At 45.0% G+C, this 14,203-nt stretch carries 15 protein-coding genes; 7 read left to right on the forward strand and 8 right to left on the reverse strand.

Annotated features, from left to right (window positions below; all coding sequences use genetic code 11):
• Positions 1 to 105: 105 nt before the first annotated feature.
• The 4 genes from HYY55_01815 (at position 106) to HYY55_01830 (ending at position 2,526) form a co-directional block, all read left to right on the forward strand.
• Positions 106 to 483, forward strand: coding sequence for a hypothetical protein (locus tag HYY55_01815; protein ID QQG46563.1), 378 nt, complete (start codon positions 106 to 108; stop codon positions 481 to 483).
• A gap of 2 nt (positions 484 to 485) precedes the next feature.
• Positions 486 to 1,388, forward strand: coding sequence for a hypothetical protein (locus HYY55_01820; protein QQG46564.1), 903 nt, complete (start codon positions 486 to 488; stop codon positions 1,386 to 1,388).
• Between the two features lie 137 nt (positions 1,389 to 1,525).
• A complete protein-coding gene (locus HYY55_01825; GenBank protein ID QQG46565.1) occupies positions 1,526 to 1,726 on the forward strand; it encodes a cold shock domain-containing protein in 201 nt (66 codons plus the stop codon).
• A 68-nt stretch (positions 1,727 to 1,794) separates the two neighbouring features.
• Complete coding sequence (locus HYY55_01830) at positions 1,795 to 2,526, forward strand: polyprenol monophosphomannose synthase (protein QQG46566.1); 732 nt, start codon at positions 1,795 to 1,797, stop codon at positions 2,524 to 2,526.
• Positions 2,527 to 2,557: 31 nt separating this feature from the next.
• On the opposite strand, the gene HYY55_01835 is transcribed toward HYY55_01830, so the two are convergent.
• Positions 2,558 to 3,988, reverse strand: coding sequence for a DUF2079 domain-containing protein (locus HYY55_01835; protein ID QQG46567.1), 1,431 nt, complete (start codon positions 3,986 to 3,988; stop codon positions 2,558 to 2,560).
• Positions 3,989 to 4,017: 29 nt separating this feature from the next.
• On the opposite strand from HYY55_01835, the gene HYY55_01840 reads away from it, so the two are divergent.
• Positions 4,018 to 5,649 (forward strand): glycosyltransferase family 39 protein, encoded by a 1,632-nt coding sequence (locus tag HYY55_01840; protein ID QQG46568.1) that lies wholly within the window; start codon positions 4,018 to 4,020, stop codon positions 5,647 to 5,649.
• Here HYY55_01840 and HYY55_01845 read toward each other — a convergent pair.
• A complete protein-coding gene (locus tag HYY55_01845) occupies positions 5,646 to 6,818 on the reverse strand; it encodes a sigma-70 family RNA polymerase sigma factor (GenBank protein ID QQG46569.1) in 1,173 nt (390 codons plus the stop codon). The genes HYY55_01840 and HYY55_01845 overlap by 4 nt on opposite strands.
• Before the next feature lie 66 nt (positions 6,819 to 6,884).
• On the reverse strand, positions 6,885 to 8,618 hold the full coding sequence (locus tag HYY55_01850) for a DNA primase (protein QQG46570.1): 1,734 nt from the start codon (positions 8,616 to 8,618) through the stop codon (positions 6,885 to 6,887).
• Between the two features lie 154 nt (positions 8,619 to 8,772).
• Here HYY55_01850 and HYY55_01855 point away from each other — a divergent pair, with 154 nt between their 5' ends.
• Complete coding sequence (locus HYY55_01855; GenBank protein QQG46571.1) at positions 8,773 to 9,882, forward strand: hypothetical protein; 1,110 nt, start codon at positions 8,773 to 8,775, stop codon at positions 9,880 to 9,882.
• Between the two features lie 5 nt (positions 9,883 to 9,887).
• On the forward strand, positions 9,888 to 10,895 hold the full coding sequence (locus HYY55_01860) for a hypothetical protein (GenBank protein ID QQG46572.1): 1,008 nt from the start codon (positions 9,888 to 9,890) through the stop codon (positions 10,893 to 10,895).
• Positions 10,896 to 10,946: 51 nt separating this feature from the next.
• On the opposite strand, the gene HYY55_01865 is transcribed toward HYY55_01860, so the two are convergent.
• The 5 genes from HYY55_01865 to HYY55_01885 form a co-directional block, all read right to left on the reverse strand.
• The gene (locus HYY55_01865; GenBank protein ID QQG46573.1) at positions 10,947 to 11,417 is read right to left on the reverse strand and encodes a hypothetical protein; all 471 of its coding nucleotides are present in this window, start codon (positions 11,415 to 11,417) and stop codon (positions 10,947 to 10,949) included.
• Between the two features lie 2 nt (positions 11,418 to 11,419).
• Positions 11,420 to 11,896: a hypothetical protein gene (locus HYY55_01870; GenBank protein QQG46574.1), complete on the reverse strand. Its 477-nt coding sequence runs from the start codon at positions 11,894 to 11,896 to the stop codon at positions 11,420 to 11,422.
• Between the two features lie 78 nt (positions 11,897 to 11,974).
• Positions 11,975 to 12,901, reverse strand: coding sequence for an aspartate carbamoyltransferase (gene pyrB, locus HYY55_01875; GenBank protein ID QQG46575.1), 927 nt, complete (start codon positions 12,899 to 12,901; stop codon positions 11,975 to 11,977).
• A 123-nt stretch (positions 12,902 to 13,024) separates the two neighbouring features.
• Positions 13,025 to 13,444 (reverse strand): hypothetical protein, encoded by a 420-nt coding sequence (locus tag HYY55_01880; GenBank protein QQG46576.1) that lies wholly within the window; start codon positions 13,442 to 13,444, stop codon positions 13,025 to 13,027.
• A gap of 144 nt (positions 13,445 to 13,588) precedes the next feature.
• Entirely contained in the window at positions 13,589 to 14,113 is a 525-nt protein-coding gene (locus tag HYY55_01885) for a class IV adenylate cyclase (GenBank protein ID QQG46577.1), read from the reverse strand.
• Positions 14,114 to 14,203: the final 90 nt, after the last annotated feature.

Consider the following 14,203-nt stretch of genomic DNA (forward strand, 5'->3'; position numbering starts at 1 on the left):
CCCTCCTCAAATTGCTAAAGCCAAAACAACACTATCATTGACAACCATAAAAATCAAATCTCAAGAGGTTTATCAAATTATTATATGATATATAATATGCTTATTATGGAAAATAAGAAAAAAATTGAATGGATTTTGCGTATCGGGGTTGCCGGCGAGTTTGCCGGACACGGTTTATTGGCAATAGGCGGAAAAGCAGACTGGGTAGGCTGGATCGGCCAAATGATAAAGGTCAGCGAGCCGACTGCGACAGCGCTCCTGCTCTGGGCAGGCATTTCGGACCTGATTGTGGCAACAATTATTTTGATAAAACCGATTCGTCCGGTTATTTTGTGGGCGGCTTTCTGGGGTTTTTGGACCGCTCTTGTGCGCCCTTTGGTTGGCGTGGGATGGCTGGATTTCATAGAGCGATTCGCGAACTGGGCCGCACCGTTGGCTTTATATTACTTATACCGCCTGCCGGGCAAAACAAATAATAAATAATATTGTTGAGAAAACTTATACTAACAGCCGCGATTTTGATGCCGTTATTCGCGCTGGCCTCTGCCCTGACCAACGCCGGCTTCCTGCAAGGCGGCATTTGGTATTCCAAAGACCCGTTTTTTGCCGGAGAAACCGTCAGGATTTATGCCGCGCTTTTTAATAGCGGTCCGGATGACATTTCCGGAACCGTTGAATTTTTTGACAATCAAAAATCAATAGGCGTTTCTGATTTTTTTGTGGAACGCGGAGGAAAATTCACCCAAGTATGGAACGATTGGAAAGCTGCCGAAGGCCAACATTCCATAGAAGCGAAAATAATAAAAGCGTCTCTCTTACGGGTGGGAAAGCCGCCCATAGCAGTTGAACTGGCAAAACAAAAAACTCAAAGTAGTTCGCTTTCAATACAAAAAGACACCGACGGCGACCTGATAGGAAACGACAGCGACCCCGATGATGATAATGACGGCATTCCGGACATTGAAGAAATAAAAAACGGCACGGATCCATTGATCTCAAATCCGCGAGCGCAAAAAAAGGAAAACGTCATTCCGGATAACGAAGAACCAGAAAAAAATATCACGGATGAATTGATTTCTTTGCTGCCGCGAGATTCGGAACCGCAAATATCGGCGGCCAGGAACGCGGTAAAGGAGGTATTGGCGCCGACCGTGGAATTTTTGGAAGAAAAAAAGAATGAAGTCAGAAAACGGCTGCAAGCCTTAGCCCAAAATCCGCAAGCCGATTCAAAAGAAAAAATAATAGATTATTCTTACCTCTCCGCGCTGACGGCCGCGTCTTTTATTTTTAAAAACGAAGTCGTCTTATATATCGTGGCGGCCTTTGCGGCCTATCTTGTCTTAAAAATGATATTTCGCAGGATTTTCAGAAGATTCCACAGGCCCTAAAGACCTCCTTGACATTGTATCTGGCCTATGATAAGATGGACTTAATCAAATCAGGGCTGTAAGAGAAACGGGGGTCGGGTTTTGTTCTACAGCAAGCTGTTTTTGAGGAATTATTTAATTTATTCCTTTCACAATAAATGAACGAGGGAACAATTGCTCGACTGACTGACCGAGGCTTCGGGTTCATCGCTCGCGCGGGTGAAGAAAAAGATCTTTTCTTCCACTCAAACGAGCTTCAGAACGTAAAGTTCGATGAGCTCAAAGAGGGGGACAAAGTCACTTTTGAGATTGCTGAAGGTCCTAAAGGCCTTAGCGCTGTAAAAGTTAACCGAGTGTAACTAAAACAAAAATCCGTCTCGCGTCCGCGGGACGGGTTTTTGTTTTGGTGTATAATATAATTGATCATATGGCCTCAATATTTGTCGTAACGCCGACCTATAACGAAAGGGATAATCTGGAAAAGCTCGTCAAAAAAATAATCGGCGCCGGAATCGCGAGCCTCAAAATAATCGTGGTTGATGACAATTCTCCGGACGGCACCGGAGAACTGGCCGAGAAGCTGGCCAAAATTTATCCGCTAAAAGTCCTGCACCGCGCGAACAAATCCGGCCTCGGCACCGCCTATGTCCACGCTTTTAAAAAAATACTAAGCGGCGAATTTAACGATGGGGGCCTGCCCGATTATATCGTGCAAATTGACGCCGATTTATCGCACGACCCCGAGGTAATTATGCGAATGCTTGCCAAAATGCCGGAATGCGACGTGGTTTTGGGATCGCGCTACATCCCGGGCGGAGAAATAAAAAATTGGGGCTTTCTGCGCCGGCTGATCAGCCGCTTCGGCAATATATACGCGCGTTTAATCCTTGCCCTCCCCCATCAAGACCTGACCGGAGGATTTAAATGCTGGAAAAAAGAGGCTCTGGCGGCCATAGACTGGAATTCCCTTTCTTCAATCGGCTACAATTTTCAGATTGAGACCACTTATCGCGCTTACAAAAAGGGATTTAAGATTTGTGAAATCCCGATAATTTTTACCGAGCGCAAAACCGGCGTTTCAAAATTCAATCCCAAAATAATCCTTGAAAGTTTCTGGAAAGTGCTGGTTTTGAGGTTTAAAAATAGAAAAAATAAATAAATTCATACGTACATCTTTTTTGTACGATTTTTTATTTCCTCCCGAATATAATATATCTTTCACGAATAACTTGAATATTGTACTCGCCGGAAAGCGCGTAAGAATCGGCATAAGACTGCAAGGCCTCGGGATTGTAAAAACCGAATAAATCCCCGCCGTCTATGATAACCGCATCCGGACGGAAAGGCTTACCGTCGACCCAAAAAGGTTCGCTGCCAAGCATATAAACACGCTCGCGCTTTGCCAGATGCGGCAAAATATTGGCATGGGCGGAAACTGATATCTCCCCGGGAATATTTTTAACGATTTGCCGCAGAGTCTGGCGGCGTTCATTTGATTTAAAAATTTCTGTCGGAAAATAAAAGGGACTGACGGGAGAACGAAATAAAAATCCGGCAAGTATGACGGCGGCAAACAGCCATTTTACCCAAATTATTTTTTCAGGCCAAATTTTTAATAAGGACTTAAGGCCGTAAACCGAGGATATAAAAATTCCGGCGATGAGCATTGAGTCATATTGATAAAATCCTGAAAATTGGCTGGAAAAATTGGTCAAAAGATTTTCCAGAAGCCCCGGAACTAAAAGTAAAAGGGAAAGCGGGCGGATAAACGGCAAAAATAAAACCGGAAAAAAAATCCAAAATAAATAAGTGAGTTTCGGCGCGGTAAAAGCCGTTTTGAAAAAAAGCGGCGGATGCGTAAATAAATTTCGCGCAATCTCCGAAAAACTTCCGCCAAGCGCGGCATATCGGTCAAGACGCAACAACCCCCCTCCGAAAACCGGCATAATCAATTTAACTGAAATTATAAAATAGCCCAGCGCCGCGGCCGCGACCCACAAACCATTTTTTCTTTCGTCCCTTTGTCGCCAATGTAAAACGGCCAAAAATAAACCGCTAAACGCGACTGCTAAAATGGCGTCTTCCTGGGTGACAGATGCCAAAACCATAAATACCCAAAACCAGAGCCATTTTTTTTCGTTAAAAAAATAAAAAGCCGCAAGCAGCGCCGGAATCAAAAAAGCTATCGGATGAAAATCAAAAAAATTTACCCAGTGAAGCGCGGGATATAAAAGGTACCCGAAGGCGATAATTAAAGCCGAACCCCTGCGCTCCAGAACTTTTTTGGCAAACAGATAGAGCGGCAGCGCGCCAAGGGCAAGCGCCAATGTCTGAATAATCAGCAGGTAATAAGCGCTGGGGAAAACCAAAAAACCCGGAAGCAAAACAAAAATAATCGGACTCATGTGAACCCCCAGATGGTTCGACACTTCTTCAATACTGTTTTGCATTATTCTGCCTTGAGCCGTGTTCCAGAAGGTCTGAAAAAAAATTCCCATATCCCAGGCCTGCGTTTGAAAATCGTAGTGGCGCGCGACGGAAACAGAGCCGACAACCGCGATATAAACGAAAATCGCGGCTAAAACCGCAAAAAACGCCTTTCGCTCGCTTAAAATTTTCATATATAAAGAATATAATATAATAATCCTTTATGAAAACCAGAAATTGGCTAATTTTGATACTTATACTTGCCGCGGTTTTACGTTTTTGGGGGCTCTCCCGAGGCGACACCGTAAACGATGAGGTCTTTTATGGATTTCGGGCCGTCGGCCTTATGGATTTTGACGAGGCAGCCGAACAAACAACGCCTCTTGAATGGCTTGATCCGAACATCCCCTCATGGACCAAACTCTCCTTCCACGACCATCCGCCGCTGGTATTCTGGGTCCAGCATTTCTCCATTTTGCTTTTCGGAGAAAATAATTTTGCTCTGCGCTTTCCGTCAGCCGTACTGGGCATTTTATCGGTTTATCTTTTGTATTTAATCGGCCGGCGGCTTTACTCGGCGCGCGCCGGCTTGGTGGCCGCGGCCTTAATGGCCGTAACGCTCAACTCGGTTTATATTTCGCGGACAGGACTGCAGGAAGCATTCGTGATATTTTTCCTGCTTTTGGCGTCTTATTTTTTTCTGCGCTCGCTTGATGAAGAAAATTATCTAATCTGGCTTGGCGCCGCGCTCGGACTCGGATTTTTGACAAAATATAACGTTTTTGTGCTTGTTCCGATTTTTACAACCTATTTGCTATTTTTCAGGCGCGATTATTTTTTGAATAAAAAATTGTGGCTCGGCGGGGCGCTGGCCGCGATTATTTTCAGCCCGGTGATAATTTACAATATTAAACTTTACCAAACGGTCGGGCATTTTGACTTTCAATTTTCTTATATTTTCGGCCAAAATCCAGAGGTCTGGAAAATCGCTCCGGGCAAAGAAATCGGGGGCCTTACGGACCGACTTAAGAACTTCGTTTTGCGCTTTATCGCAAGCAATTCGTGGCTGTTTCTCGGGATTTTCGCGGCGGCGGCATCTGCGGCACTTGTAGGTGCGATAAAGAAACGAAAAGAGTTTTTAAAAGAAAATTCCTTTCTTCTTCTTGCCTCCGCTTACTTGCTTTTGTTACTAGCCGCAATCGGCCCCTCATACCGCTTTTTAACCATGCTTACGCCGTTTATGGCCCTTGGCACCGGAGTTTTTCTGAATTACATTTATAAAAGCAAAATTTTTCTTCTCGCTCTCGGTGTATTTCTTGCGTTTGAAATTTTTTATTCTTTCAACAACCAAATCACCTACTACCCCATCGGGCCCCAGCTGTGGCTTTCTTCAAAAGTCCGCTATGAAAATTACAACTGGGGTTATAACGCGCTCGGAGATTTTTTTAAAAAAGAACTCAAAGAAAAAATGCCGGCTATAAGATTTGACGCGCGCTATAAATTTATTGAAAAAGCGCAGGATAAATCTTTAGAGCTTGCTCAAAAAAACGGCTTTGAACCGTTCCCGGCTATGATTATAACCTACGGCAATTTTGACCGCGGAGCGAAACTCTGGGTTTTAGACCGGCTGCATATTTATCACGGCTGGCCGGTGATTGATCTGGATACCTATTTTAAGTATTTATCCGAAAACGGCCCTGACTATTACGAGCGAGTTGGTTTTAAGCATTACTATTTCGTGTTGGCTGCTAATATCGTTCCCTCTTACGAATTCCAAAAAATAGTCGGGGATACCAAATCCTTGAGCGTTTTAAATCCTCGGGGTGATGAGACGTTTAGGATCTATAAATTTTAACTGTAACCGTCAAGTTTATGCGCTTTTGAATGCTGGCGGATTCTTTCAAGGGCTTTGGCCTCAATCTGGCGGATGCGTTCGCGAGTAACGCCGAATTCTTTGCCTACTTCCTCCAGAGTGTGGGTTATGGCGTCTTCCAGACCGAAACGCATTTTTAAAATCTTCTGCTCTCTGGGCGTAAGATCAACTATTATATCGCGAAGCTGGTCTTTTAAAAGTTTTCGCGCGGTTTCTTGATCGGGAGAAAGAATAGTATCGTCCATTATAAACTCACCCAGCGTTGAATCCTCTTCGTCCTCGCCCACTGGAGCGTCAATTGAAATCGTATCCTGCGAAATCTTCTGAATATGATGAATTTTTTCAACCTCAAGACCCATTTCATCGGCAATTTCTTCAGCCAGCGGGTCGCGCCCCAAATCCTGCGTTAATCTGCGCACGGCCTGCTGATATTTTGAAATGGTTTCAACCATATGCACCGGAATACGAATGGTGCGCGCCTGGTCTGCCAGCGCCCTGGTAATAGCCTGCCGAATCCACCAGGTGGCGTAAGTCGAAAACTTGAATCCGCGCCTCCAGTCAAATTTTTCCACAGCGCGGAATAAACCGATATTCCCTTCCTGAATCAGATCCAGAAGAGTGAGATTCGGGGAGCGTCCGGCGTAACGCTTGGCGATTGACACCACCAAACGCAGGTTGGCTAAAGCCAGACGATTCTTGGCGTCTTCGTCTCCTTTTTCTATTTTTCTGGCCAGTTCCTTTTCGTCCTCAGCGCTAAGTAACGGTATTTTCCCTATTTCACGAAGATACATCTGCACCGAATCCGTACCCGTAAGCTCCAGCGCCTCGCGCAGCTTAACCTGGCGCGTCTTTTTTTCCTCAACTTCCAGCAGGTCTTTGCCTTCAACCACATCAATACCGGCCTCCTGCAAACGGTTATAAAGATCTTCAAGAAAAAGAATGTTGCGTTCAATATGGTGAAACTTGGACAGTATTTCACCATAGGTTACAAATCCTCGGATTCTTCCGCGCTTAATGAGTTCAGCGACTTTTTCCTCGCTAAACTCCTTTTTAGCCGAGAATCTGCCTGCCGCGGATAACTTGGGCTTTTTTGCAGACTTGGCCCCGGGCCTTTTTTTGGCCCTGGATTTTGATTTGATCTTTTTAGGCATGTAAATATCTATCTTACATTAAATTGCCGGACATTTCAACTTAAAAACTATTTAATTTTAACGGCGCTAAAGGGAGTTAAGTTCGGCTGAAACGGCCTTGAATTCGTTAAATTTTTTCTCAAGTTCTTCTTTACCTCCGGAATCCTCCAGCTCTCTGACCGATTCCCCGAGCTTGATCAGCCGGTTTTTCAAATGTTCTTTTTGAAGTTCTTTGGCTAAATTTTTAAACTGGTCCGACAGATTATCTTCTAGAGAGTAAATCACTTCGGCTTCAAGCGCCAATTTTTTGACGTAGTGATCTTCGGCCGCGCTACCTTGCGCGCTTGATTCAAAAATATGCCGGCGTTCCGGAGAAAACCAATCAGCCCGACAATCACCAAAAACCGTTGACAAATCATTTCTTCGCCATGCGGCCAGACCTATTAGCCTTTCCTCTAAAAGGCTTTTGCGGCTTCGCGTTTGCGGGCGAATTTCATAAGCCGCATCTTTTGAATCAGGCTTTGCTTTTATTCTTTTGAGCTCCTGCCAAACATTTTCTTCGCGCATTTTAAGGGCGCTTGCGACTTCGCCGACCCAATGGGCCTTATCTATTTCGCTCGGCATAGCGGAAATATACGGCAATACGGATCGCCCCGCTTCTTTTTTAAAGGCAAGGACATCTTTATGCTTTGAAGCCAAGGTTTTCAGCAGAAACGCGACAATCGGCTCGGCTTTTTCCAAAACAACCGGCCAGCTTTCGGGGTTTTCTTTTATTAAATCAGCCGGATCTTTTACTTCCGGTATCAAAACTATTTTTACGTCAAATCCGCAGGTCAAAGCCAGGTCAAGGCTTTTTTTCGTGGCCTCAAAGCCGGCGTTATCCATATCAAAAGACATAATTAAGGTATCGCAAAGCCGTTTAATGCTTATTAGATGCTGCATGGTTAAAGCCGTTCCGGAAACAGCCACGGCGTTAACGACGCCGGCTTGATGCGACATAATCAGGTCCATTTGCCCTTCAAGAATTATTGCCGCGTTTTTTTTGCGGATTTCGGATTTCGCCCGATCAAAACCGTAAAGCACTCTGGATTTGTCGTAAAGGGTCGTTTGGGGGGTGTTGATATATTTTGCCGGTTCAATGTCCGCGCCGCCCGGACGCAGATCTTTCTCAAAAATTCTGCCGGAAAAACCCACAATGCGCCCCGCGCCGTCAAAAAGCGGAAACATTACGCGGGCGCGAAATCGATCGTAAAATCTGCCGGTAGCCGGCTGTTGGTCGCCGGCTGCCGCGATAGCTAATCCCGCTTTTTCTATTTCATCTTGTTTAAAACCGGCTTGTTTAAGGTGGGAAATGGTAGCGTCCCAAGAATCGGGAGCGTAGCCCAAACGAAACGATTTGGCGGTTTGCCCCGTCATGCCGCGCTCTTTTAAATACGCGCCGACATCTTTTCTTTCATATAAATTTTTTTCATAAAATGAGGCGGCTGTTTCCAGCAAATCCAGAAGGCGCGTGCGTTCGCTTCTCAATTTGGGGTCCTGGCGTTCAAGCTCCACTCCGGTTTTTTCAGCAAGAATCCGCAGAGCTTCGGGGAATTCAACTCCCTCAATATTCATTACGAATCTGAAAATGTCTCCTCCGGCGTTGCATCCGAAGCAGTGCCACATTTGGCGCGCGGGAGAAACATAGAAAGACGGCGTGCGCTCGGAGTGAAACGGGCAGACGGCCTTAAAGTTGACGCCGGCTTTTTCCAGCTTGATATAGGAACCGACAAGTTCGGCAACATCCATTTTTTCTTTTATTCTCTCTACGGGCGAAGGCATAAAGTTATCTAAAATCTAGCAGATTTTTGACTTTCGGGCAATGTAAAGAGCCGCAAGCTCAAAAAAATCCTCATGAAATCGGCCTTGCCTTGGGCCTAAAAAACTGCTAGTTTTTTGACAGACCCGTTACTTAACAGCAAAGGGACAAACAGTGATGAAACCAAAAATCAGATTTAATGAAAAACGAGCGCTTGATATTTTTCGTATTCTGGCCGACTTGTGGAAAAAACGCGCGGGAATTTTCCAGGGAGTTCTTCTTCCGCAAGAAAAATGGCTCCTGCCGAGCTCCACTGATTCTCGCGATTATGCTAATTGGCTTTTTTTTGCTTCCATGCCGATGCGCGGCGGAATCATGTCCGAATTGCCGTTCAAATTATGGTGGACTCTGCAAAGAAAAACGCCCGAACTTTTTCGTCCGGAAATAATTTCAAAGGATTTCTCGCCGAAAACAATACTTGAGGTCGTGCGCCTGACGCTTTTGGAGATTCTTGAAGAAAACGGGGCGCCTTTGCCGGCAAACGGCGATGATTTTGGGTTCAAACTGGATGAATTATCCCGCTGGTGGCACCAAAACGCAAAAACGCTCAATCAATGTTGGGGAAACAGTGTGTTAAACATTTTTAACGGCGCGCGCGAATTTGAGGGAGCTTTCGCCAAAATATCCCCGAACGGAAAATCGCCGGATGGTTTTCGCGGAGTGCGAAGAAAAATCTTTTCTCTTTTCGTAATCTGGCTCCAGGAAAGAAATCTCATTCCGATTTTTCCCGCGCCCATCCCAGTGGATTTTCACGCCATAAGAGTGCTGTGGGCAACAGAAATTCTGGATTTAAGCGGCATCGCCAAACCATTTGAACCGAAAACGGAAGGGCAAAAAAAGCTCGCAGTCATTGCCGGTTTGCCGACGATAAGAGTTTCTGAAAAATTTACGGACGCGATTGCGATATGGTCGCAAAAATTCCTGCAAAAACACGGAATTTCACACCTCAATATCAATCCCGCGCTCTGGGTTTTAAGCCGCGACTTTTGCAAATGGCAAATCCAAAATAAAATTCGCGGAGGCGGAACACTATTTTTTTCCGCCGAAACGCTGGAAAAAAATCCGGAACTCTGGCCGACCAAACATAACAACCCGTGCAAACTGTGTCCGATTGAGAAGTTTTGCACCGGGGTTGTTCCCAACCACCCATATTCAAGGCAGGGATTGCTTGCGCGAGGAAGACGAGCCAAACATCCTCAACTGGAACTAATCCTGGAAGGGAGGTGAAATAATTGTCCGGATATTCGGCGCCGGACTTAGTAAAAAGAGATGTTGCTTCAATACTTAGATGGGCGGAAGTGACTATAGAAATTACTCCTGCCGGCGTTGAAGAACATGTTAATCCGGATCCCGGCCTTAGAGTTATCGGCGTGATAGGCCAAGGAGCCAGTGGCCACAAAAATCTCTGCGGTCAAAAGTTTGAAAAAGCCGTCCTTATGGAAATCGGCATAAGCCGAGGACGCCCCTACGGCGCGACTGTAACGCCAATTGATTCTTTTGACCCTGAAATGCCCAAAACACTTGCCAGACGACGAGGCGAATATTTTTCCATCACCGAAGAACAATATATTCAAGCAGCGCCATACCTCTGGGAACATATCCAGCGCATTGCCGATGAACGAATCAGTAGATGGAAACGCGGCCCAAAATATCCAATTAAATTGCCGACTCAACGCACTTTTATGCACGCGCTCACCCATAAAATCAGACAATACTTATTTCTCTGGCGTCCCCAACCCAAAGGAGCGCGATTCAGTGTTTCCAAACACGATACATATTTAATTCAAGATATTTTCTTCGCCGAGCTTTCGTGCAATCCGCAATTTAGGCGCGCGGTAACGGGACTTGCTAAATTCATCCATCAAGTTTTCAGCCGCTTGCGCTACGGCGCCAGCGATAAAAACCTGTACGCGCTGGTCGAAAATATCAAAGAGCGCGGAATTCCGACTCGTATTATTTACGAAGCGCGCAGTTTCGCGTTGAATAACCTGCGCATAATTCCGGGTTATGATGCGGAGGAAGCAATTCCTCTCTGGAAAATATTTTTTGAAAAACTCGGCCTGCCCGACTTAGAGATTTGCCCGGAACGGGCTCTTGCCGACGGCGCGCTTCCCGGCGCGCATGAACGCCTCGGTAATGTCCGGCTTCGTGTAAGCACCGGAATAGATGCAAATAAAAATTATGTAGTTTTTGAGGTCTATTCATCCGCCAAACTTAATACGGGTGTCAATAAAACATAACCGCGACCGGCAAAATCCGCCGGCCGCTTTTAATTTATTTTTTAATTTTAATCAGAGCTTTGGCCTCAACGCCTTTTCAAGAGGCGGATAGAGTTCCGGATCAATGGTCCTGTCAAAACAATAGTATCCCGATGGGTGGTCCCACGCGCCCGAAAGATAGCCGAAAGGCGTGATACTGTAATAACCATTTGATTCAGCACTTCCTTCCAAAGAAAAATCGGCGCATAAAGAAAATGTTAGCGCCTCCGAGTCGCTTACCGCGTATTCGTACGGTAAATCTGTTTCCGGGTCCCGGGGCGCGAACCATCCCGAAACATCATCGGTAAGATTATCTAAGGACTCGGGCAGGCGTTCACGCGACTGCCAAAAATTAACTATCTGCGATTGTACATTTTGCAAATCCGAAACGCGGCGGTCGTCAAATCGCCTCATTCTTTCGGTCTTGGGAGAGCCGACGACGAAAAAACCGGCGATAATTGAAACCGCTACAACCAATATCACCGCCCAAACAAACCATTTCATAATCAGGTTTTATGCTTATAAATATCGTAAAAATAGTAGCCGAAAACGACGCCGGCCGTAAAGAATATCGTGAGCGCCTTCCACACGAATCTGGCGGTCAAGTCCCCTCCCAAAAAATTGTAAACAAGGGTGGCCAAATCGCCTATTATAATGACCGCGGCGGCAAAAAGCGTAAAGTAAATGAGCCAGCGGCGGATTCTTAAATTCCTTTTTGCCGGGTCTTTTTTATAATTTTTCTCCAAAAACCACGAGGTTAAAATATAAACCGGAAACACGACGATAAGCGATGAAATCGCCCAGCGAATTGAGCTATGGACCGAGCGCAAATAATAACTGCTTTTCTCCAAAATGTCGGGGAAAATGATATTTATGTATTGGAAAATCAAAGTTACGAAACTGCCGGCGGTTATGTACAAAGCAATAATCGCGAGAAGATGCAGAAAAAAATCTTTAGGCGAGGTCTTAGGTTTATTTTCCATATTTTTATTATATCACGACGGCTAAAAAATATAGCCGCGTTATTAACACCTAAATTCAACAATAAAAATAAAGGGCCCCTATAAGGGGCCGCCGAAAATCATCTTTAAAAGCGCCATACGCGTGTATAATCCGTTTTCAACCTGCCGGAAATAAGCCGCGCGGGAGTCTGTGTCAACTTCTTCGGCAATTTCATCAACCCTTGGCAAAGGATGCATAATAATGGCTTTGGATTTCATTCTTCGTAAAACTTTACCGTCCACAATTCCAAAATTCCGCACTCGTTCGTGTATATCCGGATGTAAATTTTCTTTCTGAATCCTGGTAACCATAAGGACATCAATTTTAGAAAGAATGTTTTCCGAAAAATCTTTCCAATCTGCCTCCAAAAATCTGACACTATTTATTTTAAGTATATTTTTGTATTCCTGCGGAAGAGCCAGCTCCGGAGGCGAAACCAAAAAAACCTCTGCTTTTTCAAAAATCGGAAGAAGATAAACCCAGGAAGGAATTACTCTGCCATAACGAAGGTCGCGCACAAACGCGATTTTAAGGCCGCGAACCTCGCCCATTTCCTTTGTAACAGTATAAATATCAAGAAGAGCCTGTGTCGGATGTTCTATGCCGCCGCCGGCGCTAATGAACGGAACCGGCAAATCGCGAATTGTGTTTTCCGCGGCCTCAATCCCTGGATGGCGCATAACAATGATATCCCCGAAATTTGAAATCACGCGCAAAGTGTCCTTGAAACTTTCGCCCTTTGCCATTGAAGATTTTTCTTCAACAAACTCGTTAACTTTGCCGCCGAGCATCAGCATCGCGGCTCTGAAAGAGCCCAGAGTGCGGGTGGATGGTTGACTGCCGAAAGCAACCATAACCTTGCCTCGCATAATCTGCGGAAGATTATTTCTGTTCTCACTGAATTCTTTTACTTCTTCAAAAATCCTTCCGAGGGTTTCTTTTGAAAATTGGCTTGCGCTTATAATATGCGTTCTTGGCCAATCCATCCGCCAATCCTCCTATTTTGGGCTCTCCTTTCTTTCCGGAGTAATTTTATCAAAAAGCGCCCGTTTGTCAAAGAAAAGAGGTGAGCATGCTCGCCTCTGATTATGTCCCCGGATACCCATAAACTATTCGGCTTTCTTGGTGCTAGGAACGAAATAGGTGCCGACTTGCGCCCGCGATTCCGGCGACTCGCCTGGTTCGATTGGCCTCATAAGTTCCGACAGGTTGACAACTGGCCGAATCTTGCCGAGATAAACCTCACGGTAAATCCTGGCATGGAAAACAGGTTCTTCGCCTTCGGCGCGCTTCACGCTAAGGTTCTTGAGTGGCGTCCCGTAGCCACCATGGGCGACGAAATCGTCCACCGGAAGTGTACGGTAGCCACGCTTGGCATATTCGGCTTCCAGCTTCTCCCACTTGGCAAGCATGCTATCAAAACCGATGCACTCGCCCATGTAGATGTAGCTCACCGCATGACCGAAAATCCGACCAGCTTCAGCGTAGCGCTTCTCGACCCGCTTATCAGTCATGAATCTTTCGAACATTGTTGGCCTCCTTTTTTTGAAGAGCTTTTACTAAAATTCCTATGATGAATCTAGCACAAACCCAGGGAAATTACAATAACGAAAACAGAAACCATTTCGAGTTTCTGTTTCAAAAAGTTAACATGAAAAAATTTCTTTTCGTGCTCATTTTTCTGTTTTTTCGAGTAGCAAATCGCTATAAGAAACTGAAATAAGATCGGATTCGGAAATTTCAAATGATTTTAGATATTCATTACACTGTTGGAGCAGTTTTTCTTTTCCGATATCCCCACTGTCATCAATTGCTTCAATCTCCATAAATGTGCCGAGGTCTTGAACCGTATCAATATGAAATTTCACATTATCAATAAAATAAATTTCCCTTTTCTTGTCTACAACCGTCAATACACCATTAGAATTAACCAATATAGATTTAAGTGAGCTTTCTGGGAATGTTTTGAAAAGGATGATGTCTGATTGTTTGGGACCTTCTTTATTCTCTCGTTCATAATAGATCAAGAAGTTTTCTATCTTTCCCTCACGTAGTTTCAGCCTGCCATGATTAACTTTGAAATAAGTATCGACTTGATGGTCAGTTCCCTTAAAATCAGCATTGTGAGATTTCAAGAATTTTCGAATTTCTTCGTGGTTATTGCACTTTGCTTTTATCTCGATATTTATATGCTTCATATGCATGTGGGTCTATTCGATAATTAGTTTTCTGGCGGCGTGGGTCGGTCTAGAACCAACCGATATGAGATATCTTAAGGCTTTTTCGCG

Source organism: Candidatus Niyogibacteria bacterium, assembly GCA_016432485.1.
Classification (GTDB): domain Bacteria; phylum Patescibacteriota; class Minisyncoccia; order HO2-45-28; family HO2-45-28; genus HO2-45-28.

Coding starts and splice junctions, on each gene's coding strand:
- HYY55_01830 (QQG46566.1), top strand. CDS start 1,795: ATGGCCTCAATATTTGTCGTAACGCCGACCTATAACGAAAGGGATAAT.
- HYY55_01865 (QQG46573.1), bottom strand. CDS start 11,417: ATGAAATGGTTTGTTTGGGCGGTGATATTGGTTGTAGCGGTTTCAATT.
- pyrB (QQG46575.1), bottom strand. CDS start 12,901: ATGGATTGGCCAAGAACGCATATTATAAGCGCAAGCCAATTTTCAAAA.
- HYY55_01815 (QQG46563.1), top strand. CDS start 106: ATGGAAAATAAGAAAAAAATTGAATGGATTTTGCGTATCGGGGTTGCC.
- HYY55_01850 (QQG46570.1), bottom strand. CDS start 8,618: ATGCCTTCGCCCGTAGAGAGAATAAAAGAAAAAATGGATGTTGCCGAA.
- HYY55_01855 (QQG46571.1), top strand. CDS start 8,773: ATGAAACCAAAAATCAGATTTAATGAAAAACGAGCGCTTGATATTTTT.
- HYY55_01840 (QQG46568.1), top strand. CDS start 4,018: ATGAAAACCAGAAATTGGCTAATTTTGATACTTATACTTGCCGCGGTT.
- HYY55_01870 (QQG46574.1), bottom strand. CDS start 11,896: ATGGAAAATAAACCTAAGACCTCGCCTAAAGATTTTTTTCTGCATCTT.
- HYY55_01880 (QQG46576.1), bottom strand. CDS start 13,444: ATGTTCGAAAGATTCATGACTGATAAGCGGGTCGAGAAGCGCTACGCT.
- HYY55_01835 (QQG46567.1), bottom strand. CDS start 3,988: ATGAAAATTTTAAGCGAGCGAAAGGCGTTTTTTGCGGTTTTAGCCGCG.
- HYY55_01825 (QQG46565.1), top strand. CDS start 1,526: ATGAACGAGGGAACAATTGCTCGACTGACTGACCGAGGCTTCGGGTTC.
- HYY55_01845 (QQG46569.1), bottom strand. CDS start 6,818: ATGCCTAAAAAGATCAAATCAAAATCCAGGGCCAAAAAAAGGCCCGGG.
- HYY55_01885 (QQG46577.1), bottom strand. CDS start 14,113: ATGAAGCATATAAATATCGAGATAAAAGCAAAGTGCAATAACCACGAA.